Origin of the sequence: Micromonospora sp. NPDC005206, from assembly GCF_040608175.1 — a bacterium.
In the GTDB taxonomy this organism is placed as follows: domain Bacteria; phylum Actinomycetota; class Actinomycetes; order Mycobacteriales; family Micromonosporaceae; genus Micromonospora.
Genome location: NZ_JBEXHU010000012.1, coordinates 182,136 through 205,513 on the forward strand (window position 1 = coordinate 182,136; position 23,378 = coordinate 205,513).

Below are 23,378 nucleotides of genomic sequence, written 5' to 3' on the forward strand. Positions count from 1 at the left end.
AAACCGGGTGACGTCGGTGGTCATCCCGCGATAATGACCAAGGTGAATAAGGTCGAGGTCGTCGTCGCCCTATCACGAGCGCGCGACCCTGCGCGTCGGCGACGTGTTCCTGAAGATCGACGCTGACCAGATGCGCACCGATGTCGAGGTCGAGGCGATGGTTATGGCGCCGATCCCGACTCCGGAGGTCCTGTGGCGGAAGCCGCCCGTGCTCGCGCTCGCCGCCCTCCCAGGCACGGCACTCGGCCGCCTCGGCGAGCCGTCGATCGCGTCGACGGCGGCCTGGGCCGCGGCGGGTGCCGCCGCACGGATGCTGCACGACGCGCCGCTGCCGCCATGGCCCGGCCGGAGCCTCGACGAGATCGCATCGCACCTCGACGGCGAATGCGAGTGGCTCGTTAGGAACGACGTCCTTCCCACCGACGTGGTCACGCGCAACCGACGGTTGCCGAGGCGGCGCTCCGGCCGTGGACACCGGTGTTCACGCACGGCTACCTGCAGGTGGCCCATGTGTTCGTCGATGTTGACGAGATCACCGGCGTGGTCGACTGGTCCGAGGCGGGCCAGGGGCGATGCCCTGTACGACCTCGCCAGCTTGACGCTTGGACACGAGGACCACCTTGGCGACGTCGTCGCTGGCTACGGCACCGACGTCGACCTCGACGTGATCCGCGCGTGGTGGTCGTTGCGAAGCCTGCTGGCGGTCCGTTGGCTGGTCGAGCACGGCTTCGACCCGTGGCCCGAGGTCGCGGTACTGAGATCCCGGCTGTGAGGCTGCACGACCTCAGCTGAGGACCAGCGACCGTCAGCCGCTCACCCCCCGGACCGCCTCGATGATGGTCTCGGCGACCTCGCTCGGCCGGGACACCGCCATCGCGTGCGAGCCCCCAGCGACCTCACGCTGGCCCTGCGGGGCGGCCCGTTCGGCCATGAACCGATGCGCGGCGACCGGGATGTTCATGTCGGCGTCCCCGAACACGAACCAGCTGGGCAGCGATCGCCAGGCGGGATCGCCGGAGAGCGTGTCACTCAAGGCCTGTTCGGTGATCGGCCGCTGGGTCCGGGCCATCAGCGCGGCAAGGTCGGTCGGCACGTCCGCGGCGAACTGCGCATGGTAGGCGTCCTGGCCGATCGCCACCTCGTTGCCACCGGTCGGCACCGGGTACTGCACCAGCGTGTCGGCGAGCGTGCTGCCGGGGAACTTCCCGGACAGCGACAGCGCCGACTCGCCGGTGTCCGGGCACAAGGCATTGACGTACACGAGGGCCCGCACCGACGTTTCGTCAGCCGCGGCCTGCGTGATCACCATGCCACCGTACGAATGGCCGACGAGGACGACCGGGCCGCCGATCCCCCGCATCACGTCCCGCACGTACGCGGCGTCGCCTGCGACGCCCCGCAGCGGATTGGCGGCGGCCACCACGTCGTACGCGGCGCCCAGCCGCTCGATCACACCGTTCCAGCTCGCCGACTCGGCGAACGCGCCGTGCACGAGGACGACGGTGGTCTGCGGATCGGGCATGACACGCGCTCCCTCACTCCGTGACGCTGTTCACCCGCCGGCCGCGCCGGTACGCCCGAATACCCGTTACGCGAGGGTGAAACATTCCGCCCCTATCGCTGCTCGTCCGAGGGCTGCTCCTTCGTCAGGTGAAGCAGCCACCCCTCGCCCGTACGGATTAGCGCGTACCGTCGGCGGCCGGCGCGGCCGTGCAACGTGAACAGCAGTCGACGCTCGGTGCGGTCGTGCTCTTCCCACGTACCGATGTCGGCGATCGACTTGTCAGCGTCCTCGTAGGTGAGGTGGTCGAGGTGGTGGTCGGCCACCGCGATCGCGAGCCGGTTGTCGCTGGGATTGTCCGGCAGGCCGCGGGGAACCGCCCAGGAACGCAGCACACCGCCCTCTTCGAGCCGCAGGTCGAAGTGCGGTCGTGGCTTGCGGTGGTGGTGCAGCACGAAGGCGAGTGACACTCCTCCGATTGTCGGCGCCCGCCCACCCTCTCGCTACCGCGGCGGACGACGGACACGATCAGGGGACCCGTTCCGCCCGCCGCCGCACCGATTGGCCGGTTCGGCACCGAGCAGGGCGAGCGCGGTCGCGCCCACGACGGCGCCGCGGCGGGACGAGGGCTCGGTTCACCGTCAGCGGCCGTATGTCTCCAGCAGCCGCAGCCAAACCTCGCTGACGGTCGGATACGCGGGGACCGCGTGCCACAGTCGGTCCAGCGGGACCTCGCCGACGATGGCGATCGTCGCGGCGTGGATCAGTTCCGCGACGTCCGGGCCGACGAGGGTGAAGCCGACGATCACCTTCCGGTCCTCGTCGACGACCATGCGGGCGTGGCCCTTGTAGCCGTCGGCCTGGAGGGAAGATCCGGCAACGGCGCCCAGGTCGTAGTCCACAACCCGGATCCGCAGTCCGGCCGTCGCGGCCGCGGCCGCGGTCAGCCCCACCGACGCGATCTCCGGGTCGGTGAAGACCACCTGCGGCACCGCACGCACGTCGGCCGTGGCCGCGTGCCGGCCCCACCGGCCGTCCTCGACCTTCTCACTCTTCGCCCGGGCCACGATCACGTCGCCCACCGCGCGCGCCTGATACTTGCCCTGATGGGTCAGCAGCACCCGCCGGTTCACGTCACCGGCGGCGTACAGCCACTCCCCACCGCCGGCGACGCGCAGGGTGTCGTCGACCGGCAGCCAGCCACCCGGCGCCAGTCCGACGCTGTCGAGGCCGATGTCCTGGGTGTTCGGCGTACGGCCGATCGCCACCAGTACCTCGTCGGCCTCGACCCGCTCGCCGTCGGCGGTCTCGATGTGGACGGTTCCGCTGTTGTCGCGGTTGACGGAAACGGCCTCCGCGCCGAGACGTATCGACACACCGGTTGCCTGCAACGACTTCGTCACCAGCTCACCGGCGAACGGCTCCACCAGCGGCAGCACACCGTCACGGGCCAGCAGCGTCACCGCGGATCCCAGCGCGGAGTACGCGGTTGCCATCTCGGTCGCCACCACGCCGCCACCGATGATGGCGAGGCGGCGGGGAACCGACCCGGCCGAGGCGGAATCGCGGCTGGTCCACGGCGCCGCCGCTCGCAGACCCGGGATATCCGGCAGCAACGCACTGCTCCCCGTCGCGACGACCACCGCATGCCGCGCGGTCAACCTCGTCGTGACACCGTCGTCACCGGTCACCTCGACGACCCGGGCGCCGCTGATCCGCCCCTGGCCGCGGTACAACGCGATCCCGGCCGACTCCAGCCACGACACCTGCCCGTCGTCCTTCCAGTGCGACACGAAGGAGTCCCGGCGATTCAGCACCGCCGCCACGTCGAGGTCACCAGTCACCGCCTCGCGGGCACCCGGCACCTGCCGCGCCGCCCGCAACGCGGACGCGCTACGCAGCAACGCCTTGGTCGGCATGCACGCCCAGTACGAGCACTCCCCGCCGACCAACTCCCGCTCGACGATCGCGGCGGTCAGACCGCCCTGCACCACCCGGTCGGCGACGTTCTCCCCGACCGGGCCGGCGCCAATCACGACGACGTCGTACTCCGTGGTGGTCATGTCAGTTGGCCTTCGCGCTGCGGCCGAGGCGGAAGGCGGCGATGAGGAAGAAGATGGCGCCGGGGATGGCGTAACCAGCCGCGTTGGTCAGCGACGGGTTGTCCACGGAAGCACCGGCGATGAAGGACCCACCGGCCAGCACCGAGATGCCTCCGCTGATGATCATCGGCCACTGCCCGCCCATCTTGCGACGAGTGACACCCACGATAAGCTGAACCAGCCCGGCCACGACCGCCCAGGCACCCCACACCCGCAGCACCGCCGGAATGCCGGACGCGCTGGCGACGCCCACGCCAACGGCGGCGACCAGGCTGACCGCGATGTTCACGTACAGCAGGGCCGGCGAGCTGGTGGCCCGCGACGAGCGAAGGTCGTAGATGGCGGCGCCCACGTCGAACAGCGGGTAGAGCACGAAAAGCACCACCGTGAGCGGACTGATCTCCTTGGCGGTCGCGATCGTCACGAGTGCCCACACGATGGCGAACGCGAAGCGGGTGAAGTACAGCCGCCGCAGTGCGGAGGCGGTCTGGGAGATAGCGGGCGAAGCAGCGATGGTGGTCACGGCGACCCTTCCAGTGGAGGCGTGGGGATATCGGGCGTTCTGTCACGTTCAGCATTGGCGACTCACACCGCGCGTCGTCAAGACCGAACGTTCTGTCTAGCCCAGCATCTCAGCCTCGCCGCGCGATGTCAAGACCGAACGTTCTCCCCCAGGCTGCGGAAGGCCTCAGGCCTGCCGGTTCGAGTCCACGGCCTGAACCTCGGGGGCGGCTGAGCGAGCGAGTCGGCGACGGTGTCAGGCTCGGCGAGGTCGTCGACGCAGCCGCCCAGCCAGCGGCGCGCGGAGTGCACCGCGGAGGCCGTTCACGCATGTCAGACCGAACGTTCTATCGCTAAGGTGGTGGTATGACCCGCATCGGACCCGACACCAGGCCCTCTGAGGCGCGACTCCGGCTCCTCACCACGGCAACCCGGATCTTCTACGCCGAGGGCATCCACTCCGTCGGCGTTGACCGGATCATCGCCGAGGCAAAGGTGACCCGGGCCACCTTTTACCGGCACTTCCCCAGCAAGGAAGACCTTATTCTCGCCTACCTGCGGGAAGTCCATCAGATGGATCGCGCCGCGGTCGACGCGGCCATCGCCGCCAACCCGTCGCCGGTCGACCCCCTCCTGGCCATCGCCAACTCCATCACTCAGGGCATCCAGTCCCCCGGGTTCCGGGGATGCGCCTTCCTGAACGCCGCAGCGGAGTATCCCGACACCGACCATCCCGTGCGCCAGGAGATCATCGCCCACCGCCAATGGTTCCTGGACACGCTCACCACACTGATGGCGCAGGTCCACGAGGAAACGGCGGACCCTGCCGCGCGCCACTTCGTCATGCTCCGCGACGGCGCCATGGCAGCCGGCTGCCTGTTCGACCCCGCGTTGGTGTCCGAGACCTTCCTCCGCGGAGTCGAAGGACTCCTCCGGATCAATGCCGAGCGCCACGGATCCCCCCGCTAGCACCACGACAGCGTGCGCGGACGTCGCGGCGGCAGGTTCCAGGGCTGCTCCGCATCCTCGACGACACCATGCCGATCAGCGTCCACGACGGACGCCTCGACCTGCTGGCCTACAACGCCGCCGCCGCTGACTTGCTCGGACAACTCTCGGCCTCCGGGCGGTATCGGCGCAACATCGTCTATCAGTGCGTGGCGGTCGGCCGTCAAGCGCCTGCACCACCCGACCCGCGGGTGGCTGACCTTCGACACCGAGGTTCTCCACGATCCCGAACGAGATCACGGGATCATGCTCTACACACCACGCGACACGTTGGCCACCACGATTGGGCGGTGATGAGCGAGCGGCAGGTCTCAGGCCGGCCGCAGGCAGAAGGGATGTCCGGTACCCGCGGGTGTGTCGCTGGCGGGGACCGCCGGGCGTAGGGAGCGCCACCGCGGGTACGAGCCGGGCGTGGCTGTGATCAGTGACTACGCACTTCTCGGCGACTGTCAGGGCGCGGCATTGGTCTCCTCGGACGGGTCCGTGGACTGGTGGTGCCCGCCCCGGTTCGACGCGCCGAGCATCTTCGCGCGTCTGCTCGGCTCTGCCGGCGGCTTCTGGTCGATCCGACCGCTCGGGCCGTACACAACCTCCCGTCACTACCTTGATGGGACGATGGTGCTCCGCACGGAGTTCCACACCCAGAGCGGCGTGCTGCGGTTGACCGACGCCCTCAGCCTCGGTGCCGGGGAACGCGGTCACCGGATCGGCTACACGTCCCCGCACGTCCTGTTACGGCAGGTCGAGGTCGTCGCCGGCGCAGTGGAGGTGGCGATCGAGGTCGCGGCCCGACCGGAGTACGGACTGGTCAGTCCCACGGTTGCCGAAACTCCGGTGGGGATAGAGATATCCGGAGGTGGCGACCGCTTGGTCCTGGCCGCTGATCGTGATCTTGCCGTCGATGGTTCGCTGGTGACCGGGCGATTCACTCTCGCAGCGGGCGACAGCGCCGTGTTCGCGCTGCACCACCGCCGGGCCGCCGACCCGCTGACCGTGCCGATCGACGGGCGCGCCGCGCTGCGGGACACCGTCGCCGCCTGGCAGTCCTGGGACCACCTCCACCAGGACTACCAGGGAGCCTATCGGGAGCAGGTCCGGCGCAGCGCCCTGGTCCTTCAGGCGTTGACCTACCAGCCGACCGGTGCGGTGATCGCGGCAGCCACCACCTCGCTGCCGGAAGAGGTCGGCGGCGCGGCGAACTGGGACTACCGGTTCGGCTGGCTCCGCGACGGCAGCTTCACCCTCAAGGCGCTGTGGGTCGCGGCCTGTCCCGACGAGGCACACCGCTTCTTCGACTGGATGGCCGCCTCCATGGGGTCGGTGGACGCGGAGGACCACGTGCCGATCATGTTCGGCGCGGGTGGCGAGCGGGACCTGACCGAACACACCCTGGAGCACCTGGAGGGTTACCAGGGCAGCCGACCGGTGCGGATCGGCAACGACGCCTGGCAGCAGAAGCAACTCGACGTCCTCGGCGAGATCCTGGAGTGCGCCTGGGTCCTGCGGAACGAACTCGCGGATCTGTCGCCCGCCGCCTCGGGCCTGCTGCGATCACTGGCCGACCGGGCCGCCGACAGTTGGCGGGAGCGCGACGCCGGCATCTGGGAAGGGCGCGAGGGCGAGCGGCACTACCTGACGTCGAAGTTGATGTGCTGGGTAGCCCTGGACCGGGCCATCAAGCTGGCGCAGGCCATGGACGCGGAGGCGCACGTCCCGCGGTGGTCGCAGGCCATGAAGCAGCTCCGCGCGGCGATCCTCACCGAAGGCTGGAGCGCCGAGGCCCGGACGTTCACCGGCGCGTTCGGGTCCGACCACCTCGACGTCGGGGTGCTCGTCATGTCGACCGTCGGGTTTCTCCCCGGCGACGACGACCGGGTCCTCGCCACCATGGACGCCATCAGGCGGGAACTGGGAGTGGGGCGGGACGGCCTCTTGCAGCGCTGGACGGGGTCGGGGTTGGAGGGCGCCTTCATCATCTGCTCGTACGTGCTTGTGGAGGCTCTGGCCCTGGCCGGGCAGGTCGACGAAGCCAAACGAATCTTCGAGAGCGTCACCGCCCGGGCAAACGATCTTGGTCTGCTGTCGGAGGAGATCGACCACCGCGACGGCAACCTGATCGGGAACTTTCCCCAGGCGCTGTCCCACATCGGTCTCATCAACGCCGCCTGGGTCATCGATCAAGTCCAGTCCGGCAGCAAACCGTAAGGCGGACGGCAGCGCCACCTCCCGTTCGCTTAGGGCCACGGCAAGCGGGTAAGCCCGCCGACGTGACAGCCACGGAGGGAGCGTGCTGATGACCGGACGCCTGACGGGCAGGACTGCCCTGATCACCGGCTTCGACTCGGGGATCGGGCAGGCCACCGCTATCGAATTCGGCCGGGAGGGCGCCGACGTGGTGGTGCACTACCTGCACGACCACGCGGGCGCGGACCACACGAAGGCCGAGATCGAGAGGACCGGCCAACGGGCTGTCGTGGTGCAGGGCGACATCAGCGTCGAGCACCAGGTGGAGGCGATGTTCGACGAGGCCCTTGCGGAATTCAGCAGGCTGGACATTCTGATGAACGACGCGGGCGTGGACGCCTCCGGCACCCCGGTGGCCGACCTGGACACCGCGACCTGGGACCGGGCCATCCGCACCAACCTGCACGGGATGTTCTTCTGCTGCCGGCGGTTCATCCAGCACCGCCGCGACCAGGGCGGACACGGGAAGATCATCAACATCACCTCCGTCCATCAGGAGGTGGCCCGGGCCGGCGGCTCCGACTACGACGCCAGCAAGGGCGGCATGCTGGAGTTGGCCAAGAGCATCGCCCTGGAGGTCGCCCCGATGCACATGAACGTCAACAACATCGGACCGGCATGGTGCTCACCCCGTTCAACCAGCAGGCGATCGACGACCCGAAGTTCCTGGAAGAGCAGGTGCAGTCCATCCCGTGGAAGCGGGCCGCGCAGCCGGAGGAGATCGCCAAGCTCGCCGTCTTCCTGGCCAGCGACGACGCCGACTACGTCACCGGCTCGACGTACTTCATGGACGGCGGGCTGATGCAGAACCAGGGACAGGGCGCGTAGGCCACTCGAAGGAACACCACAAGAACGGCCACGCCAACAAACGGTCAGCCCGTCCTGGTGGCGAAGGGGCCACCGTCGCCGAACGCGAGCCGCGCGAAGTTCTCAGCGATGCGGCGATGCCCAGCAGGGTCGGGGTGGACCTCGTCGGGTAGCGGGATTTCGGCATAGTCCGCCTCGCCGTACAGGTCGCGTCCGTCGAGGTAGTGCAGGTTCGGGTCGTCGGCCGCGCGCTGTTCGACGATCCCGGCGAGCTCGGCACGGATGACGTTGAGCGTCAGCCGCCCGGCGGTGCGCTCGGCCGGATCACCCGTAGCCTTGAACCGCAGGGTCCCGCCCCCCGCGCGGTCGTCTCCACGCCGACGAAGCCGCGCAGGAGGTCAGCGGTGACCGGGGTGATGCAGGGATGTTCAGTGGTCATTACCTCAAGCCTCTCGACCGAAATCTCGGCTTCATCGCCGCGCCGCGCGGCGAACATCTCGCGGCGGTGCGGCCGTTGTCGGGTCAGGGGGTGCTGCGGCTGCGTAACAGCGCGTCAAGCGAATCCACGACCCAGTTCCTGAGCACCGGGGGCGCTGCGTTCGAAACCACCGGCCAGCTCCAGGCTGACGTACCCGTGGAAGACGCTGCCCAGCATCCGGACCGCGTGCGTCGCATCCGGCTCGTCCAACTCGTAGCCCCGCAGGATCGCCCTGGCCATCTGCGCGTGCCGAACGCCAGCGCCGGCGGCCGCCGTTTCCGGACCGAGCCGGAGCCGGGCCGCGGCATAGCGGCCCGGGTGCTCGGGACGTTGACGTCGAACCGCCGGGCGAGCGCCGAAATAGTTGTAGGCAAAGTGGCCCGCGGCTCGCGGACTCCGGACTCGGCAATGTTCAGGGGGTGACCGGACGGGCAGCCATCGAGGTCCGACAATGCTATTTTCGATAGTCATCGATCCCGACGGGGGAGATCATGACGAGTCGCAACCAAACACGCCGTACGATCTGGTCACGCGTCATTCCCGCAACCATCGCGCTGGGCTCGCTGGTCGCGTCCACGATGACCGGGCCGGTGCCCCGCGCCGCAGCCGCGATCTCCAGCACCGGCCCCGCCAATCCGGTTGTCACATGGGACATCAATGCTCAGACGGCGATCTGGGACGTCGCGGCTCAGCAACCGAACGAGCAGGTGCGCAGCTTCGCGATGGTCAGCGGGGCCGTCTACGACGCGCTGAACGCGATCGCCGGCACCCCGTACCAGCCGTACCTTGCCGCACCGCCGTCGATCGGGACCGAGTCGGTGGACGCTGCCGTCGCCGCCGCCGCCCACGACGTACTCGCCGCCCTCTTCCCCGATCAGCAGGAGCGGCTTCGGGCACAGTACGACACGGCTCTCGCCGTGATTCCCGACGGACGGTCGAAGCAGCGCGGCATCACGATCGGGGCACGAGCCGCGGCCACGATGGTCACCGCACGGCAGGACGACGGCGCCTTCGGGGACCAGCAATGGAGGAACGGGACAAGGCCCGGCCAGTGGCGACCCACGCCGCCGCTGTTCCTGTCCCAGGGCGCATGGACCGGACACATGCGGCCGTTCCTCATCCCCCGTACGTCGATGTTCCGCACACCCGAGCCGCCACGATTGACCAGCAGCGCGTACACCCGCGACCTCAACGAGGTGAAGGAAGTCGGCTCGGCGACGAGCACGGTGCGCACCCGGGATCAGACGGAGGCCGCGATCTGGTGGCACGACCGGCGTTCCGGCTCCTGGGAGATCAAGCGCCAGCTCGCCACCACCCAGCAGCTGGACCCCCTGCAGACCGCGCGTTTCTTCGCGATGACCGACCTCATCGTGGCCGACTCAGGAGTGGCGTGCTTCAGCCAGAAGGACTTCTGGAGCTACTGGCGTCCGGTCACGGCGGTCCAACTGGCCGACACGGACGATAACCCGAGGACGACCGCCGACCCAGGCTGGCAGCCGTTGCTCGTCACGCCTCCCTTCCCCGAGTACCCCTCCGGCCACGCCTGCGGCACCGGTGCGCGGATGTCGCTGTACCGGCACTTCTTCGGCCGAGATGACATCACGTTCAGCGGATCCAGCGTCGACTCCGGCACCACCAGGGAATTCAACAGCTTCTCGCAAGCGCTCAACGAACTCATCGGCGCGCGCGTCTGGGGCGGCGTCCACTTCCGCACCGCTGACGTCGAGGGGGCGAAACTCGGTGAGAAGGTCTACCGCTACGCGGTCCGGCACTACTTCCGCCCCCTGAGGTAGCCCGTCGCCGCCACGAATCCGCACATGTCGCCGGTACCGGCGCCCAGCCTCGCGCCGGACGCCGGTACCGGTCAGGCCCGGCGGAGGTGGCGGGACAGGAACGCGTCGCCGGTCAGCAGCGCTCGCCGGTCTCCTTCTGCGCCACGTCGGAGATTCCGCCGAGGGCCCGGGTGCACTCCGCCAGCGTGTTGGCACCCGAGGACCAGACGTCCGGGCCACTCGAGCACTGCAGGTCGCGCAGCGTACGCCCGGTCACGATCGAGGTACAGACCTGGTACGAGCCGTGGGTCGCCCGGTACTGCTGCCACACGTACGTGTATGCGTAGTTCTTGCCGCAGCCCTTGTACTGCTTGACCGATGCGGCGGTCTGCCCGCCGACGGTGACGTACGCCGTCGCGCCGATCTGCACCGAGCCCGCGCAGTGCGGGTTGGTCTCGGCGTAGGCGGGTCCGGAGACCGCCAGCGCCGCGAGCACAGCCAGCCCGGCGGCCGCGAGGATGCGCACGCCACGTCGGGAAAGGCTCTTCATCGGTGACCTCCTTCAATGCACCGGGACCGTCGCGCCCGGTGTCGTCATCGATCACGGTGAACGCCGTGGAGGTCCGTTCGGTACCCTCTTACACGCTCTGACCACGCCTGACGACGACGTCTGACATTGGGGATAGATGGAAACCCAGCCTGCTGCCGACGAGTCGAGTCAAGACGGCGGGGCCACCCAGACATTTGCCGAACAGTTGCGGACGCTGCGGGCCGCCGCAGGCAACCCGTCATTCCGGAAGATGGCTGGGCGGTCGGGCCGGATCTCGCACACGACGCTGCACGAGGCTGCCGCCGGGACCAGGTTTCCCTCGTGGGAGACCACGCGCGAGTTCGTCCGGGCGTGCGAGGCGGACGAGGCTCAGTGGCGGCGCGGATGGGAGGACGCTCAGCGCCGGGGGGCGAACCACGCTGCCCCGGACGGCGACCTGGCGCCGGTCAGCACCGACTCCCCGGCCGGGGTCGACACGCCCGGCACCCTGGACACTGTGCCAACCGGCGCCGTGGGCGCCGAGACGTTCGACGCCGTGGCCACACCGGCGGCCGGTAGGCCCCTGGTGTCCCGCGTCGCCGCATCTTCGGACCTCGCGCCGCAGGGCCAACGCGCGCTGCGGGCGGCCGAGCACCCACAGGCAGTTGCGCAGGACGAGGTCACGGGCGCGCGACGGCATCGAATGCCGTGGCTCGCCACCGCCGCAGTGGTGGCGGTGGCGGCGATGGTCGCCGTTCTGGGCGCCACCGTCCGCGACCGGTCGTCCCTGGACGACGCCGACGCCGTCGCGGTGGCGCCGACATCGGCAGGATTCTCGGACGCGTTGATTCCCGGGGACTCGACCCAGTTCGTCGCCGACGTCACCATCCCCGACGGTACGCAGGTGAAGGTGAACGCCCACTTCGTGAAGGTGTGGGCGCTCAAGAACACGGGATCGGTCGACTGGCACAACCGCTTCCTGGCGCGGACGAACCCCACCGGTGACGATGACGGTTGCCGGGTGCCGGATCGCGTGGCGGTCGGCGACACGCCGCCCGGCGGGCAGGTGATGATCAGTGTTGCGGTCACCGCGCCGAACCGCCCCGGGAAATGCTGGGTCAGCTGGAAGATGGTCGACGAGCACGGGAAGGCCTACTTTCCCAGTCGCCGGCCGGCGTACTTCATGGTGACCGTCATCTGAGCAGGCCTGGCGGCAACGGGTCCCGGGCCGCCCCACCGGCGTCAGGCGCGAGCGCTCCATGTCAGACCTGGGCGCCACCCGATCTGACAACACCGCATCCATCGAGGTCGGTGACGACCCAATAGATCTGACAGGACGGCGGGGTACCGAACAACAGGCCGCTTCTCGCAGGGTGATGTCCGTTCCGAACGCGACTCACCACCTACGAGGAGGATCGACCATGCGCCGTCCCTGGTTAGCCGTCGGGCTCGCCGCGCTGTGTGCGGCCGTCGGCGTCCCGGCCCATGCGTGGGCGGCGACACCCGGTGCCACAGCGCAGCGAACGGTGTCCACGGCCGCGCTGCCGGTCGTGGACATGGAGGCCACCGTCCTGGCCGCCCAGATCGACCCCCGCCGTGCCGACCACACACTGACCCCGGGCGCGAAGAGTTCCATGCTTGCCGTCGAGCAGGCGCTCCAGGCTCAGAACCTGCTCAACGGGCAGTGGGTCGACGGCTACTTCGGCACCGAGACCAGCTCGGCGTACGCGGCGTACCAGCGCTCGCTCGGCTACACCGGCCTGGCCGCGAACGGGCTGCCCGGCACGACGTCGCTGACGAAGCTCGGGCGGAACCGGTACACCGTCGGCAACACGATCGGCCCGGGCGCGAAGGTCCAGCGGGACGGGTACGTCGTCGACGCCCGTACGCAGGCGATGTTGGCCGAGGCGCAGCGTCTGCTCGGTTACACCCTGGTGCTCGAGCAGGGCTCGTACAACCCCGGGGGCGACCCGACCTCGGCCGGTACGCACGACGGCGGCGGTGTGGTGGACATCGCGGTCACCGGCATGACCGCGGCCAGGCGTACCGCCGTCGTCCGGGCTCTACGCCAGGTCGGCTTCGCCGCCTGGGTCCGGAACCCGAGTCAGGGTGACTGGCCGTGGCACATCCACGCCGCGGCGATCAGCGACACGGACCTGTCCAGCCAGGCGCAGCACCAGACCGGCGACTACTACCTCGGCCTGAACGGCCTGGCCAACCAGGGCCCGGACGACGGTCCCCGGATTCCGATCAAAACCTGGGAGCAGTACCAGCGCGGGCAGTGACCCGCACCCGAACCGATCCATCAACCAGCACTCACTGTTCACGAGAGGGCACCATGAGCATCCGTAAGAGCCTCGCCGTCGCGGGCGCCGCGCTCGCCATGACCACGTCCATCCTGGCCGTCGCCTCGCCGGCGCAGGCGGCGTCGCGGGACGGGGTCTGCGACAGTGGCGAGTTCTGCTACTACTACAACAGCGGCTACGCCGGCTCGATCTCGGACTTCACCGGGTCGATCGACGACTACGGCACGACCCAGCCGTCCTGCTACGAGTTCAAGGGCGCGGGCAATGGCCAGGGCCTGTGCGTGAAGAACAACGCCGCGTCGGTGTGGAACCGCACCAGCAAGACCGTGGTGGTCTATTTCAACAGCAACTACGGCGGAGCGAGCCAGTCGTTCGCGGCCGGGGCGAAGGCCAACCTCAACGCGACGCTGAAGAACAACAACGCCTCGCACAACATCGGCGGCACCAGCGGCACCAACCCGGCCGACCCGCGCGCGGCCGAGGCCGTCGCGTTCGCCAAGGCCCGCCTCGGGCACTCCGACTGGAACAACGAGTGCGAGCTGTTCGTCGAGCGGGCCTTCGGCACCAGCGGCCGGTTCGCCACGGCCCGTACGCACTACCAGTGGCAGAAGGACAACGGGCGCATTCACACCGGCTCGGTGCCGCCGGCCGGAACCGCGGTGTTCTTCACGTCCACCACGTCGGCGGGGCACGTCATGCTCTCCATCGGCGGTAACAGCGCCATCAGCACCGGACCGACCGTCTACCAGACCAGCACGTTCCGGGATCGGTCCGACTACCTGGGCTGGGCCTACGTTCCGAGCGGCTGGTGACCGGGTATGCACTCCACTTCTGATCGACGGCCGCGGATGACCATCCTGAGAAGAGTTCCGGGCCTTCTGGCCGTCGTGGTGGCGGCGCTCGTCGGCGTCGCGGTGGCGCCCTGTGCGGCGTCCGCCGCCGATCGCGACGGGGGCTGCGACAGCGGCGAGTTCTGCTACTACTACAACAGCAACCAGGCCGGCTCGGTCTCCGACTTCACCGACTCCCTGGACGACTACGGCACCACCCAGCCAACCTGCTACGACTTCAAGGGAACGGGCGCTGGCAAGGGCCTGTGCGTGAAGAACAACGCCGCGTCGGTGTGGAACCGCACCGGCAAGACCGTGCGGGTCTACTTCAACAGCAACTTCGCCGGTGCGAGCCAGGACTTCGCGGCCGGGGCGAAGGGCAACCTCAACGCCACGCTGAAGAACAACAACGCCTCGCACGAACTTGTGAGCGGGCCGACGGGCTGTAGCACCGACGGCACCAACAGCAAGCTGCCGACCACCATCCTGGTCTACCGGGTCAGTCTCGGGCGAGTCGACCGGGTCGACTTCCAGACGTACGTCAAGAACGTCCTCCCGAACGAGTGGGTGACCAGCTGGCCGGCCGCCTCGCTGGAGGCCGGTGCCATGGCCGTCAAGAGTTACGGCTGGTACTGGGCGCTGCACTCGACCCGGAAGACCTCCGGCGGACAGTGCTACGACGTCCGTGACGACACCGGCGACCAGGTCTACCGGCCGTCGTCGGCGCAGGCGTTGACGTCCGCCGCGGTGGACCGCACCTGGTCAACCCGGCTGACCCGCAGCGGCAACATTCTGCGGGCGCACTACTGCGCCACCACGACCGCTTGCGGTGGCTGGGTGGACGGGGACTGGCTGTCGCAGTACGGCTCGCGTGATCTCGCGAACGCGGGCAACAACTACCAGGCGATTCTGCGCTACTACTACAGAGACGTGAACGTTTCCTGACGTCACGCACCAACCGCGCCGCCCGCCGCAGATCCGCGGCGGGCGGCGCGCTCGTGGCTACGGCGCGACCCGTCAGCCCCGTGCGTCGAGCTGCGCCAGGATCGCCGGGTCGGTGATCCTCTCGTCCTCATTGAGCAGGAGGACCTTACTGAGGATGACGCTGGTCATCCGGTCCTCGTCGGCGAATGGCAGAAACAGGCTCCGATGGGCGGTGCCACCGAACGAGGCGGGAACCACGCACAGGTAGCCGCCGGGCTCGACGTGGATACTGCCGCTGTTCAGGTGCACGCGATAGGTGGCCCGGGAACCACGGACCACGGCCGACGTGCCGTCGACGGCCACTCGCTCCAGCCCGAGATCGTCGATCAGGCTGGCCAGCAACTGGACCCGGCTCGCCGCCTGTGGCGGCGAGGCGTACCCCGCCGGGTCGATCCCGGCCACCGACACGACGAGGTCCAGATCCCGCATGACTTCGGAGAACGCCACCGGCGGCACGTCGGCCAGGGGAACTACCGAGCCGGCGGTCAGGAAACGCAACTCGCCGACGACCACCTCTCCCCCGCCGAAGTAGCCACGCAGGTCGCAGACCAGCGCGGCGGTGATGTCGGTGGTAATCAGCTTGGTTGCCTGGTGCTCGTCATATTGGTCATGGGTCGACCAGCCGCGCCCGGACAGCAGCTGGCCCGAAACCTTGCCGTCGACCGTGTGTCCGGCAAACCGCCTCGACACGTCGACAGCGTCGCGTTCAGCCGGAGTCAACAGGTACAACTCCCGGAACGCCTGCTTCACGGGCTGCCGGATCCGGTGCCGGACGACCTTCGCCTGCCAGTGGGCGAGCAGGCCCCGCTCGTACAACCGCAACGGATGCACCACCGTGACCGGACCGTCGAGGTCGACCTGGTCGAGCAGGCCGATCATGCCCGCCTGGTCCTCCCAGATCAGTGCAGGGAGCAGCACCGCGCCGGCCGGCAGGCTGCGCAGGCGGGCGAGCTCGTCGGCGGCGACCGTGCCACCAGTGGCGACGAGCCGCTCGATCAACCCGGTACGCATGCGGCGAGCCTGGTCCCGTACCCGTTCCTGGTGTTCGCGGACTTCGGTGTACCGCGGGTCGGTGCGTACGGCGGCCGGCACCGACTTCAGCTGCTTGCCTGCCTTGCTGACCGTGATGAGCGGCTCGGCGCCGGACAGCCGCAGCGCGACCGTGTAGTCGCCGACGTGCCAGTCGCCGGGCGCCTCGGCGGCGATGCGCGCCTCACAGTCCCACTCAAGGCGACTGGCGTCCGGGAAAGCTGCCACCTGGGCGAGATGATCAAGGGCCACCGCGACCGCGGCGGCGTGGCTGTGCCTGCGGTTCGGGCCCAGCTTCAGACCCCGCTTTGCCACCTCTCGCAGCGCCAGATAGCGGTCGAGCACCGTCTCGTCGTCGGCCAGCGGCAGCAGGCCGAAAGCGGCGATGGCCGCCAGGGCGTTGTGCTTGACTCGCTTGGAGACGGCTGGGCGGTTCCAGCCCAGAGCGGCGGAGACGATCTCGCTCGGGCAGAGCTGCAGCAGCGAGCGCGCACCGTCGACGCCGGCCTGCCGCACGGCGGCGAGGATCGCGCTCCGGTCCTGCCGTACGGCTTCCGTTGTGGAGGTCGCCCGCACCAACCGCAGCAACGGCGCCGCCCCGGGCAGCCCGAGCAGTGGCAGCAGCACCTCGGCGTCTCCCGCCGGCAGTCGCAGGTCGAAGGCGTATCGCTGCTGCTCGGCTGGGCGGTCCCGCAGGTGTTCCACCAGAGCAGTCCGCTCGTCACCGGTCAGCTCGGCGGCGCCGAGGCGCACGGCCATCCGGCGATCCGTTCGTCGCTCCACGGCCCGAAGCACGAACCGCAGGCCTCGTGGCACCAGCACCTCGGGCAGCGCGGCCCACTCGGGCTCGGACGGCGAGGTCAGGCGCCAAGCCAGCTCGTCGAAGTAGTCGCGCACGGCGGGCGCACAGGCAGCGGGCGTCAACCGCGCGGCGCTGTCCGTCGGGGAGCGTCCGACGATGGCATTTCCCAGGTACATGTCGTCGGTGAACGCCCGCTCGATGATCTCGACATCGAGCGCCCCCACCCCGTGCAGGGCGTCCAGGACCCGCACCACAGTTTCCCGACGTGCGCGGCCCAGCGGAGTGCGGATCAGCAGCCGCAGCAGGTGCACATCGCCGGCGTCGATGGCCCGGTCGGCCAGGGGCTCGAGTGGCGGTTCGCGCCAACCCTCGTGGTCCACAATGGAGGCGAACAGGGCCGTCCGGCTGGCGGTCGGCCATGGGGCATCCAGGACGTCTGTCGGATCATCGGGCCTCTGCACGGGAAGCGCCGCATCGTAGATGTCATTCAACGCCGCGTAGACGTCACCGACGTTCGAGTCCAGATGCCCACCGGTGCGGTCAATGCTGTTGCCGGCCTCCAGCGCACGCCGGATCAAGTCGGCGTAGGCCCGCAGACCTGGCAGGTCACCGGCTTTCGCCAAGGCCGAGGCCTCGTCGACCATCCGCCACAGGGCGTCTCGCTGGTGACGGACCTCGTCGGCAAACATCTCCGGCACATCCACCATGGTCACCCACCGACCAGAGCGGTCAGCCGCAGGAACACGACGGGCTCGCCGGGACGGAGCACGATCTCCTCGGCGAGCCGGTGGACCTGGCGTCCTCCCACGAACAACACGAACACGTCTCGCTCGAACGCTCGATACGCCCGAGCTACCTCCTCCGTGACGTCCGGCGGATCGAGCCGCGGCGACGGCGTCCGGACCATGCCGGTGGATGCCTGTGCCCGGATCTCCGCTGCGGAAAGATACTGGCGCCTGAGCACGGTGCGGCAACGCGGGACGTCGACGCCCAACGACCGGATCTGCTCCTCAACCGCCCTGCGGATCAGCTCACCCACCGTCGTACGCTCGCTCGCGAGCTCGACCAGCACGTCCGGCATGCCGTCCCGATCCGCGCCGGACACCACCGCACGCACCTTCACCTGCAACACCGACACGCGTCCATCCTGTCGACCGCAACCCGAGCATCAAAGTATCGATCACTCCCTCGGCGGCGCTAATCGCGACGCTCAGCCAACTCAGCACGGCGGTCCGACATGGAATCCGGCATTTCGGGGTAAACGGGTGCGATAGATGCGTAACGTGCCGGACATGGTTTCTCGTACCTGGCATAACCTTTTGCTCACAGCGCTCGGGATGGGCGTGCTCGCCGCTGCCGGCCAGCTCGGAGTCGCATTCAGCTTCGGCATCGTCCAGCTCACCAGCGCCTCCGCCGGCGCCACCGTCAACCAGTGGCCCGCCCAGCTCGTCTGGGTGGGCTGGTTCGCGGCACACGCCGCCGTAGCCGGCACCGTCGTCACCGCACGCCTGGCCCGCCGGCACGGGCTGCTGGGGAGCACGGGCAGACTGGCGGCCATCGCCGCCGCCGCCGCGCTGGGTGCCACCGTCGTGGCCCCGCTCTGCGTCCGGCCGGCCCAGGCCGCCGAGCGCTTCTCTGTGGACCAGATCTGGGCCGTCGGCATCTGCGCGACCCTCGGCGCGCTGGTCGGCGCGGGTGCCGCGATCGCCGTACTGGTGAAGCCGCCGCTGGGCTGGAGCATGACGGCGGTGGGCGGCGTGGTCTGGCTGCTGGCGTTCGTCTCGGTCGTCCCGTCGCTCGCAACCGCCGGACCGTTGCCCGCCGTACGGCTCGGTGTGCTGGAGTCGGCCGGGCTCAACGCCGACGCGGCGAGCCGGCTGGCGATCCTGGTTCTGCCGGCGGTGGCCCTGCTCATCGGCGCGGTGACCGGCGGGCTGGCCCGCTGGCGCGGGCATCCGCCGCTGGTCAACCTCGCGACCGGCATGGCCGGCACGGTGCTGGTCGCGTTCGCCTACCTGACCGCCGGTCCCGGCGACGCGGTCGACCGGTACCAGATCACGCCGTACTACGGCGCGCTGCTCGCCGTCGCCGCCGGTGTGCTCGGTTCGGCCGCCGCCGCGTCGTTCCGCTGGCCGCTCCTGCCGCGCACCGCCGAAGCGCGGGTCGTCGAGCCGACCGACGTCCTTCGTCCGCTGTCCGCCGGCCCCGCCGCGCCGCAGGCCATCACGCCGGCCGCCGGTGGTGCGACCGACGAGCCGGAGCCCGTCGACCTGGTCGGCACGAGGCCGCTCGCCGGCGCGATCGCGGCGAAGCTCCCGACCGCGGCCGAACCGCTCGGTCTCGGTGCGCCGGCTGGCGATCGGGACGCCAACGCCGTACCGGCCGACGCCGCGACGCGGACCCCCGCACCGGCTGTCACCGCCGCGCCAGCCGCGCCCGCCGACACCCCGCCGACATCGGAACCGGCCCCCGCGACGGCGACCCACCTTCCCGCGGGACCCGGCGGGGACGGCTCCGGGACGGCGGAGGCGGAGGCCGACGGGGCACGCGTCGCCCCGGGGACCAGCCGGATGTACCAGCCGCCGAAGACCGACCGGACGCCGGTTCAGGCGACCCGGCAGGTCGTTCCGGCGCGGCGGGTGCCGCCCTCGGCCGAGCCCGCGCCGGGCGCCGAGGCGACCCACTCGGCCGGCACGCCGGAGAGGCTCGAACCGGCGCTCCACCCTCGGCACCGGCCGCCCCTGCCCAACCTGAACCGGGCCGCGAACTGGGACGCCCTCGCGACCGCCCAGCGCGCTGGGCCCCGGCCCACGACCGACCCCGCGTCGGCCAGCCCCACCGGGACCGATCCGGTCGCCGCGGTCCCCGCGCCGGCTGCCCCGGCACCCGTCGTCGAGTCGGGACGGGACAGCGGGCGGGCCAGCGGCCGGCTGGGCCTGTTCCGGCGCAACAGGTCCCGGGCCGACGGGGACGGCGCGGGCACACCGGCGGACGGCGAGCCGCTGCCGAGTCAGGACGCGGAGTTCGTCGACTGGGTGACCCGGCTGGGCAAGCCGGTGGCGGACCACGAGCCGGATCAAGAGAGGGATCACCGGTCACTCCACTCCACCGGCCGCCGCCACAACGACTGACCTCCACGGTCAGGTCCACCGATGCACCAACGGCCTGACCTGGCAACGCCCGCGTACGGCGCGCTGAAGTGGGCAGGGTTCGCGCTGCTCAGCCGACCGGTCCCGTTGTCGTGTGCGGTCGTACCGCCGGTTCGAGCAGCGACAGCGTCCGCTGCTGCGCATCGAGGCCGACGCGGATGCCGACCGGCATCGGCAGATTCGGGCCGGCGTGTCCGAACTCGACATTGCCCAGGACCGGGATGTCACGATCGCCGAGGACGTCGAGGACTATCTCGGGCAGGGTGGGGGACGCGTCCGGCGCCCCGAGCCCGTCGATCGCGTACGGGACGCCCACGACCATGCCGGAGATCCGATCGAGGATGCCGCAGTGCCGCAGCACCTGCAGATAGCTCCACACGTACGACGCTTGGCCGCCCATCTCCTCCCAGAACAGCACCGCACCGTCGAACCACTCGAGCGGCAGCGCGTAAGGCGTCGCCTGCGCCAGCACGATGCGATTGAGCACCCCGCCGATCAGCCGGCCTTCGGCACGACCGGCACGCCAGCACTCCCATGACGGGGTGGCAGGCAGCGCACCGATCGCCTCCGTACCGGTCAGCAACGCCGAGTAGAGCTTTTCAAGTTCCGCCCGACGCGCTACGGGCGCGGCCTGCCACGCCCCGCCGAGTCCAGGCGTGGCCAAGTCGGCGTGGAACCCGACCAGACCCGTGCGTGCGTAGAGCACCAGATGCAGCAGTGAGATGTCGCTGTAGCCGAGGATCGGCTTGGGGTCGGCAGTGATCGCCTCAACGTCGATCAGGTCGAGATAGCCGAGCGCCGTCTGGCCGCCGTCGTGCGCGATGATGGCGCGTACCTCGGGATCACGCAGAAGAGCGTTGAATTCCCTGGCGATCTCCGCCGGCGTGGCCGCGCTCCACCAATGGTGCCGCCCTGCTACGAGTAGCGGTGCCCGACGCACGCGGAATCCCATCCGCTCGAGCACGACTACCGCCTGCTCGAGGTCGGGCTCGTAAGCGGCATGGAGCGGCCCGGACAGCGATGCGACAACGACGACATCTCCGGGCCTCAGGGCACGAGGTCGAAGCGGTAGAGGCAGTACGGATCCGGTCACCGGCGCAGTGTCCCAACACTCGCAACGCTCCATGTGGGCGACACTGGGATCGAACCAGTGCCTCTTCGGTGTGAACCCTCGGCGAGGCGGCTGGTTCGGGCTTGATACGAGGCAGACGGCCGCTGATGCCCTTCTCGGCTCGGCTCGGCTTCGCTTGGCACGGCTGCTGTACGTTCGCTGCTGTACTGCTGGCATCAGACGAGGCGCTTGATGCGGACGTTCGGGTGTTCGCCGAGAAAGCGGTGGTGCAGCTGGCCGACGGGCCGCCCAGTCGGCCCCCATCCCGCACGCGTGGAAGGAATGCCATGACCAGTTCGGCAGGACCCCAGACGGGCGAAACCCCGACCGCTCGGCAGAAGCGGGTGTGGAACACGATGGCACCCGGCTATGACAAGCAGATCGCTCTCTTCGAGAAGATCTGGTTCGCCGGTGGACGCGAGTGGCTTGGCCGACGTGCGCACGGCCGGGTCCTCGAGGTCGCGATCGGCACCGGCCGCAACATGCCCCATTACCCGTCCGACACGTCCCTCACCGGCATCGACCTGAGCCCGGCGATGCTGGCCATCGCCCGACGGCGCGCCGCCGCTCTGGACAGTCCGGTCGAGCTACGTGAAGGCGACGCCGAGCATCTGCCCTTCGACGGAGCGTCGTTCGACACGGTGGTGTGTGCGCTGTCGCTGTGCAGCATCCCCGACCCCGGTACCGCGATCGCCGAGATGTACCGGGTCCTGGTACCAGGCGGCACACTGCTGCTGGTGGACCACATCGCCAGCAGCTGGCAGCCTCTCCGGGCAGCTCAGTGGCTGCTCGAACGCATGACGATCCGGGCGGGCGGGGAGCACTTCACCCGCCGTCAACTGCCCCTGGTGGAAGTCGCCGGATTCGAGATCGCCGAGACCGTACGGCTCAAGGCCGGCACCATCGAGCGCATCCTCGCCCGCAAACCGACCGCACGCGAGGCAGACGCATGAACGCCGTCTCGAACGCGCCCGGGGCCGGTCAGTCGGCTGTCCGCCTCCTGACCCGCCGGGTGAGCAGCAACAGCACGGCCCCACCCGCCAGCATGACGAGGCCGATTCCGAAGGTCAGCCCGGTCTGCGGCCCGGTGATCGGCAAACCACCACCGCCGCCATCACTACCGCCGTCATCGCCACCGTCGCCGCCATCGCCTCCACCGCTGCTGTTCGCGGCCAGGACGACGGCGAATCCGTCCTGGTTGTCGCTGTCGTCCACGTCGGCGGCGCGTACGGCGACGGCGTTCGCGGGAAGTTCGGTCCGCGCCGCGTCCGAGCCGTCTGACCGCTGATCGCCCAAGCCCTCGACGTGCACTTTCCCGTCTCTCAATGTGGCGGGCGCTGTCACGGAGGCCGAGACCGTCACCAGGTTGTACAGCTCGACGGCGGAGTGCCGCTTGTCGTTCGGGTCGGTGTCCTGGTCGGCAGGAATGAGTGTGAGCTCGTCGTAGGTGCAGACCGCCGACCGTCGAGCGTCACCAAGAACGCACTCATCCAGAGGCTTGGTGAAGGTCACGCCCTCAGGCAGACGTAGCTCGACCTTGACGCCACTGACCGGCTTCAGTCCCTGGTTGGCGATGGTGTAACGGACCGCACCCGTCTCGCCCGGATTCAACGTCCCGGTGGGCTCGATGCTGCCGCCGGCACCGATCCGCACCGACTGCGTCACGTCCGGCGCGACCACGGAAAGGTCGGCCTCGGGATGGTCCACGACCTCGATGGGGAACCACTTGGTGTTGTCGGCCGGATTCGTGTCATCCGGTCTCACATCGACCGTTACCTTGATCCTGCCCTCAAGGGGCTCCTTGGTCTGGACGGTGGCGGTGACGGGAAGCTCCACCGTCTCGCCGGGCCCGGGAAGCTGGTCCGGCAGCAGACTGCAGTACCACCCCGTGGTATCGCCGTCACACTCGCCTACACCGCCGGTGGGCCAGAGTGTGACCCTCTGTCTGTAACCGTCCAGCTCGGACGCGTCGATCCGGACGGTGACCTCGGTCGGCGTCTCCTGTCCCTGGTTGCCGATCTTCAGGTAGAGCATCTTGCTCGTGACGCCCAGCGGAATCGTCGCTCCGGCCAGGTCGACGGTGAGGTCGGCACCCGCCTGTGCCGCCGAGGCGGAACCGACGGGCACGCCGACCCCTCCGAGAACGAGCAGCACTGTGGCCACTGTTCGTGGCAGCCCTCGTCGTCCGAATCTCATGGCGCGCCCTTCAACAGAATAGACAGTGC

21 protein-coding genes and 1 pseudogene are annotated in these 23,378 nt (G+C 69.6%); 12 read left to right on the forward strand and 10 right to left on the reverse strand.

Features of this window, described 5'->3' with window-relative positions:
- Nucleotides 1-595: 595 nt before the first annotated feature.
- Nucleotides 596-772, forward strand: a complete 177-nt coding sequence (locus tag ABZU69_RS19930) for a hypothetical protein (RefSeq protein WP_354965820.1) — start codon at nucleotides 596-598, stop codon at nucleotides 770-772.
- 33 nt (nucleotides 773-805) lie between these two features.
- Here the strand turns inward: ABZU69_RS19930 and ABZU69_RS19935 are convergent, their stop codons facing one another.
- The 4 genes from ABZU69_RS19935 to ABZU69_RS19950 form a co-directional block, all read right to left on the reverse strand.
- Entirely contained in the window at nucleotides 806-1,522 is a 717-nt protein-coding gene (locus tag ABZU69_RS19935; protein WP_354965821.1) for an alpha/beta hydrolase, read from the reverse strand.
- A gap of 92 nt (nucleotides 1,523-1,614) precedes the next feature.
- The gene (locus ABZU69_RS19940) at nucleotides 1,615-1,971 is read right to left on the reverse strand and encodes a DNA polymerase ligase N-terminal domain-containing protein (protein WP_354965822.1); all 357 of its coding nucleotides are present in this window, start codon (nucleotides 1,969-1,971) and stop codon (nucleotides 1,615-1,617) included.
- Between the two features lie 171 nt (nucleotides 1,972-2,142).
- Nucleotides 2,143-3,564, reverse strand: a complete 1,422-nt coding sequence (locus tag ABZU69_RS19945) for an NAD(P)/FAD-dependent oxidoreductase (protein ID WP_354965823.1) — start codon at nucleotides 3,562-3,564, stop codon at nucleotides 2,143-2,145.
- Nucleotide 3,565: 1 nt separating this feature from the next.
- The gene (locus ABZU69_RS19950) at nucleotides 3,566-4,126 is read right to left on the reverse strand and encodes a hypothetical protein (protein ID WP_354965824.1); all 561 of its coding nucleotides are present in this window, start codon (nucleotides 4,124-4,126) and stop codon (nucleotides 3,566-3,568) included.
- A gap of 344 nt (nucleotides 4,127-4,470) precedes the next feature.
- Here ABZU69_RS19950 and ABZU69_RS19955 point away from each other — a divergent pair, with 344 nt between their 5' ends.
- From ABZU69_RS19955 to ABZU69_RS19970, 4 genes and pseudogenes are all read left to right on the forward strand, one after another.
- Nucleotides 4,471-5,073, forward strand: coding sequence for a TetR/AcrR family transcriptional regulator (locus tag ABZU69_RS19955; RefSeq protein ID WP_354965825.1), 603 nt, complete (start codon nucleotides 4,471-4,473; stop codon nucleotides 5,071-5,073).
- A 44-nt stretch (nucleotides 5,074-5,117) separates the two neighbouring features.
- Entirely contained in the window at nucleotides 5,118-5,495 is a 378-nt protein-coding gene (locus tag ABZU69_RS19960) for a hypothetical protein (RefSeq protein WP_354965908.1), read from the forward strand.
- A 28-nt stretch (nucleotides 5,496-5,523) separates the two neighbouring features.
- The gene (locus ABZU69_RS19965) at nucleotides 5,524-7,317 is read left to right on the forward strand and encodes a glycoside hydrolase family 15 protein (protein ID WP_354965826.1); all 1,794 of its coding nucleotides are present in this window, start codon (nucleotides 5,524-5,526) and stop codon (nucleotides 7,315-7,317) included.
- 88 nt (nucleotides 7,318-7,405) lie between these two features.
- A pseudogene (locus ABZU69_RS19970) lies at nucleotides 7,406-8,184 on the forward strand (SDR family oxidoreductase).
- A gap of 532 nt (nucleotides 8,185-8,716) precedes the next feature.
- Here ABZU69_RS19970 and ABZU69_RS19975 read toward each other — a convergent pair.
- Nucleotides 8,717-9,112, reverse strand: coding sequence for a TetR-like C-terminal domain-containing protein (locus ABZU69_RS19975; protein WP_354965827.1), 396 nt, complete (start codon nucleotides 9,110-9,112; stop codon nucleotides 8,717-8,719).
- A gap of 20 nt (nucleotides 9,113-9,132) precedes the next feature.
- On the opposite strand from ABZU69_RS19975, the gene ABZU69_RS19980 reads away from it, so the two are divergent.
- Complete coding sequence (locus ABZU69_RS19980) at nucleotides 9,133-10,434, forward strand: vanadium-dependent haloperoxidase (RefSeq protein WP_354965828.1); 1,302 nt, start codon at nucleotides 9,133-9,135, stop codon at nucleotides 10,432-10,434.
- A gap of 112 nt (nucleotides 10,435-10,546) precedes the next feature.
- Here the strand turns inward: ABZU69_RS19980 and ABZU69_RS19985 are convergent, their stop codons facing one another.
- Nucleotides 10,547-10,963: a hypothetical protein gene (locus ABZU69_RS19985; protein WP_354965829.1), complete on the reverse strand. Its 417-nt coding sequence runs from the start codon at nucleotides 10,961-10,963 to the stop codon at nucleotides 10,547-10,549.
- Between the two features lie 136 nt (nucleotides 10,964-11,099).
- On the opposite strand from ABZU69_RS19985, the gene ABZU69_RS19990 reads away from it, so the two are divergent.
- From ABZU69_RS19990 to ABZU69_RS20005, 4 genes are all read left to right on the forward strand, one after another.
- Nucleotides 11,100-12,143 (forward strand): NBR1-Ig-like domain-containing protein, encoded by a 1,044-nt coding sequence (locus ABZU69_RS19990; RefSeq protein WP_354965830.1) that lies wholly within the window; start codon nucleotides 11,100-11,102, stop codon nucleotides 12,141-12,143.
- A gap of 325 nt (nucleotides 12,144-12,468) precedes the next feature.
- Entirely contained in the window at nucleotides 12,469-13,227 is a 759-nt protein-coding gene (locus ABZU69_RS19995) for a peptidoglycan-binding protein (protein WP_354965831.1), read from the forward strand.
- A 53-nt stretch (nucleotides 13,228-13,280) separates the two neighbouring features.
- Complete coding sequence (locus ABZU69_RS20000; RefSeq protein ID WP_354965832.1) at nucleotides 13,281-14,060, forward strand: peptidase inhibitor family I36 protein; 780 nt, start codon at nucleotides 13,281-13,283, stop codon at nucleotides 14,058-14,060.
- Nucleotides 14,061-14,096: 36 nt separating this feature from the next.
- Entirely contained in the window at nucleotides 14,097-15,023 is a 927-nt protein-coding gene (locus ABZU69_RS20005; RefSeq protein ID WP_354965833.1) for a peptidase inhibitor family I36 protein, read from the forward strand.
- A 72-nt stretch (nucleotides 15,024-15,095) separates the two neighbouring features.
- On the opposite strand, the gene ABZU69_RS20010 is transcribed toward ABZU69_RS20005, so the two are convergent.
- On the reverse strand, nucleotides 15,096-17,600 hold the full coding sequence (locus ABZU69_RS20010; protein ID WP_354965909.1) for a DUF4132 domain-containing protein: 2,505 nt from the start codon (nucleotides 17,598-17,600) through the stop codon (nucleotides 15,096-15,098).
- A 2-nt stretch (nucleotides 17,601-17,602) separates the two neighbouring features.
- A complete protein-coding gene (locus ABZU69_RS20015) occupies nucleotides 17,603-17,974 on the reverse strand; it encodes a hypothetical protein (RefSeq protein WP_354965834.1) in 372 nt (123 codons plus the stop codon).
- 211 nt (nucleotides 17,975-18,185) lie between these two features.
- Here ABZU69_RS20015 and ABZU69_RS20020 point away from each other — a divergent pair, with 211 nt between their 5' ends.
- Nucleotides 18,186-20,024, forward strand: coding sequence for a hypothetical protein (locus ABZU69_RS20020; protein WP_354965835.1), 1,839 nt, complete (start codon nucleotides 18,186-18,188; stop codon nucleotides 20,022-20,024).
- A gap of 88 nt (nucleotides 20,025-20,112) precedes the next feature.
- Here the strand turns inward: ABZU69_RS20020 and ABZU69_RS20025 are convergent, their stop codons facing one another.
- Nucleotides 20,113-21,135 carry a S66 peptidase family protein gene (locus ABZU69_RS20025; protein WP_354965836.1) on the reverse strand — a complete coding sequence of 341 codons (1,023 nt, stop codon included), beginning with the start codon at nucleotides 21,133-21,135 and terminating at the stop codon, nucleotides 20,113-20,115.
- Nucleotides 21,136-21,260: 125 nt separating this feature from the next.
- On the opposite strand from ABZU69_RS20025, the gene ABZU69_RS20030 reads away from it, so the two are divergent.
- A complete protein-coding gene (locus ABZU69_RS20030) occupies nucleotides 21,261-22,106 on the forward strand; it encodes a methyltransferase domain-containing protein (RefSeq protein WP_354965837.1) in 846 nt (281 codons plus the stop codon).
- Between the two features lie 28 nt (nucleotides 22,107-22,134).
- On the opposite strand, the gene ABZU69_RS20035 is transcribed toward ABZU69_RS20030, so the two are convergent.
- Nucleotides 22,135-23,307, reverse strand: a complete 1,173-nt coding sequence (locus ABZU69_RS20035) for a hypothetical protein (RefSeq protein WP_354965838.1) — start codon at nucleotides 23,305-23,307, stop codon at nucleotides 22,135-22,137.
- Nucleotides 23,308-23,378 lie beyond the last annotated feature (71 nt).

Excerpts from the sequence above, each read along its gene's own strand:
- ABZU69_RS20030 (WP_354965837.1), top strand. The coding sequence starts at position 21,261 with ATGCCCTTCTCGGCTCGGCTCGGCTTCGCTTGGCACGGCTGCTGTACG.
- ABZU69_RS19935 (WP_354965821.1), bottom strand. The coding sequence starts at position 1,522 with ATGCCCGATCCGCAGACCACCGTCGTCCTCGTGCACGGCGCGTTCGCC.
- ABZU69_RS19985 (WP_354965829.1), bottom strand. The coding sequence starts at position 10,963 with ATGAAGAGCCTTTCCCGACGTGGCGTGCGCATCCTCGCGGCCGCCGGG.
- ABZU69_RS20015 (WP_354965834.1), bottom strand. The coding sequence starts at position 17,974 with ATGCCGGACGTGCTGGTCGAGCTCGCGAGCGAGCGTACGACGGTGGGT.
- ABZU69_RS20005 (WP_354965833.1), top strand. The coding sequence starts at position 14,097 with ATGACCATCCTGAGAAGAGTTCCGGGCCTTCTGGCCGTCGTGGTGGCG.
- ABZU69_RS19990 (WP_354965830.1), top strand. The coding sequence starts at position 11,100 with ATGGAAACCCAGCCTGCTGCCGACGAGTCGAGTCAAGACGGCGGGGCC.
- ABZU69_RS20010 (WP_354965909.1), bottom strand. The coding sequence starts at position 17,600 with ATGGTGGATGTGCCGGAGATGTTTGCCGACGAGGTCCGTCACCAGCGA.
- ABZU69_RS19975 (WP_354965827.1), bottom strand. The coding sequence starts at position 9,112 with ATGACTATCGAAAATAGCATTGTCGGACCTCGATGGCTGCCCGTCCGG.
- ABZU69_RS20020 (WP_354965835.1), top strand. The coding sequence starts at position 18,186 with ATGGTTTCTCGTACCTGGCATAACCTTTTGCTCACAGCGCTCGGGATG.
- ABZU69_RS19955 (WP_354965825.1), top strand. The coding sequence starts at position 4,471 with ATGACCCGCATCGGACCCGACACCAGGCCCTCTGAGGCGCGACTCCGG.
- ABZU69_RS19945 (WP_354965823.1), bottom strand. The coding sequence starts at position 3,564 with ATGACCACCACGGAGTACGACGTCGTCGTGATTGGCGCCGGCCCGGTC.
- ABZU69_RS19980 (WP_354965828.1), top strand. The coding sequence starts at position 9,133 with ATGACGAGTCGCAACCAAACACGCCGTACGATCTGGTCACGCGTCATT.
- ABZU69_RS20000 (WP_354965832.1), top strand. The coding sequence starts at position 13,281 with ATGAGCATCCGTAAGAGCCTCGCCGTCGCGGGCGCCGCGCTCGCCATG.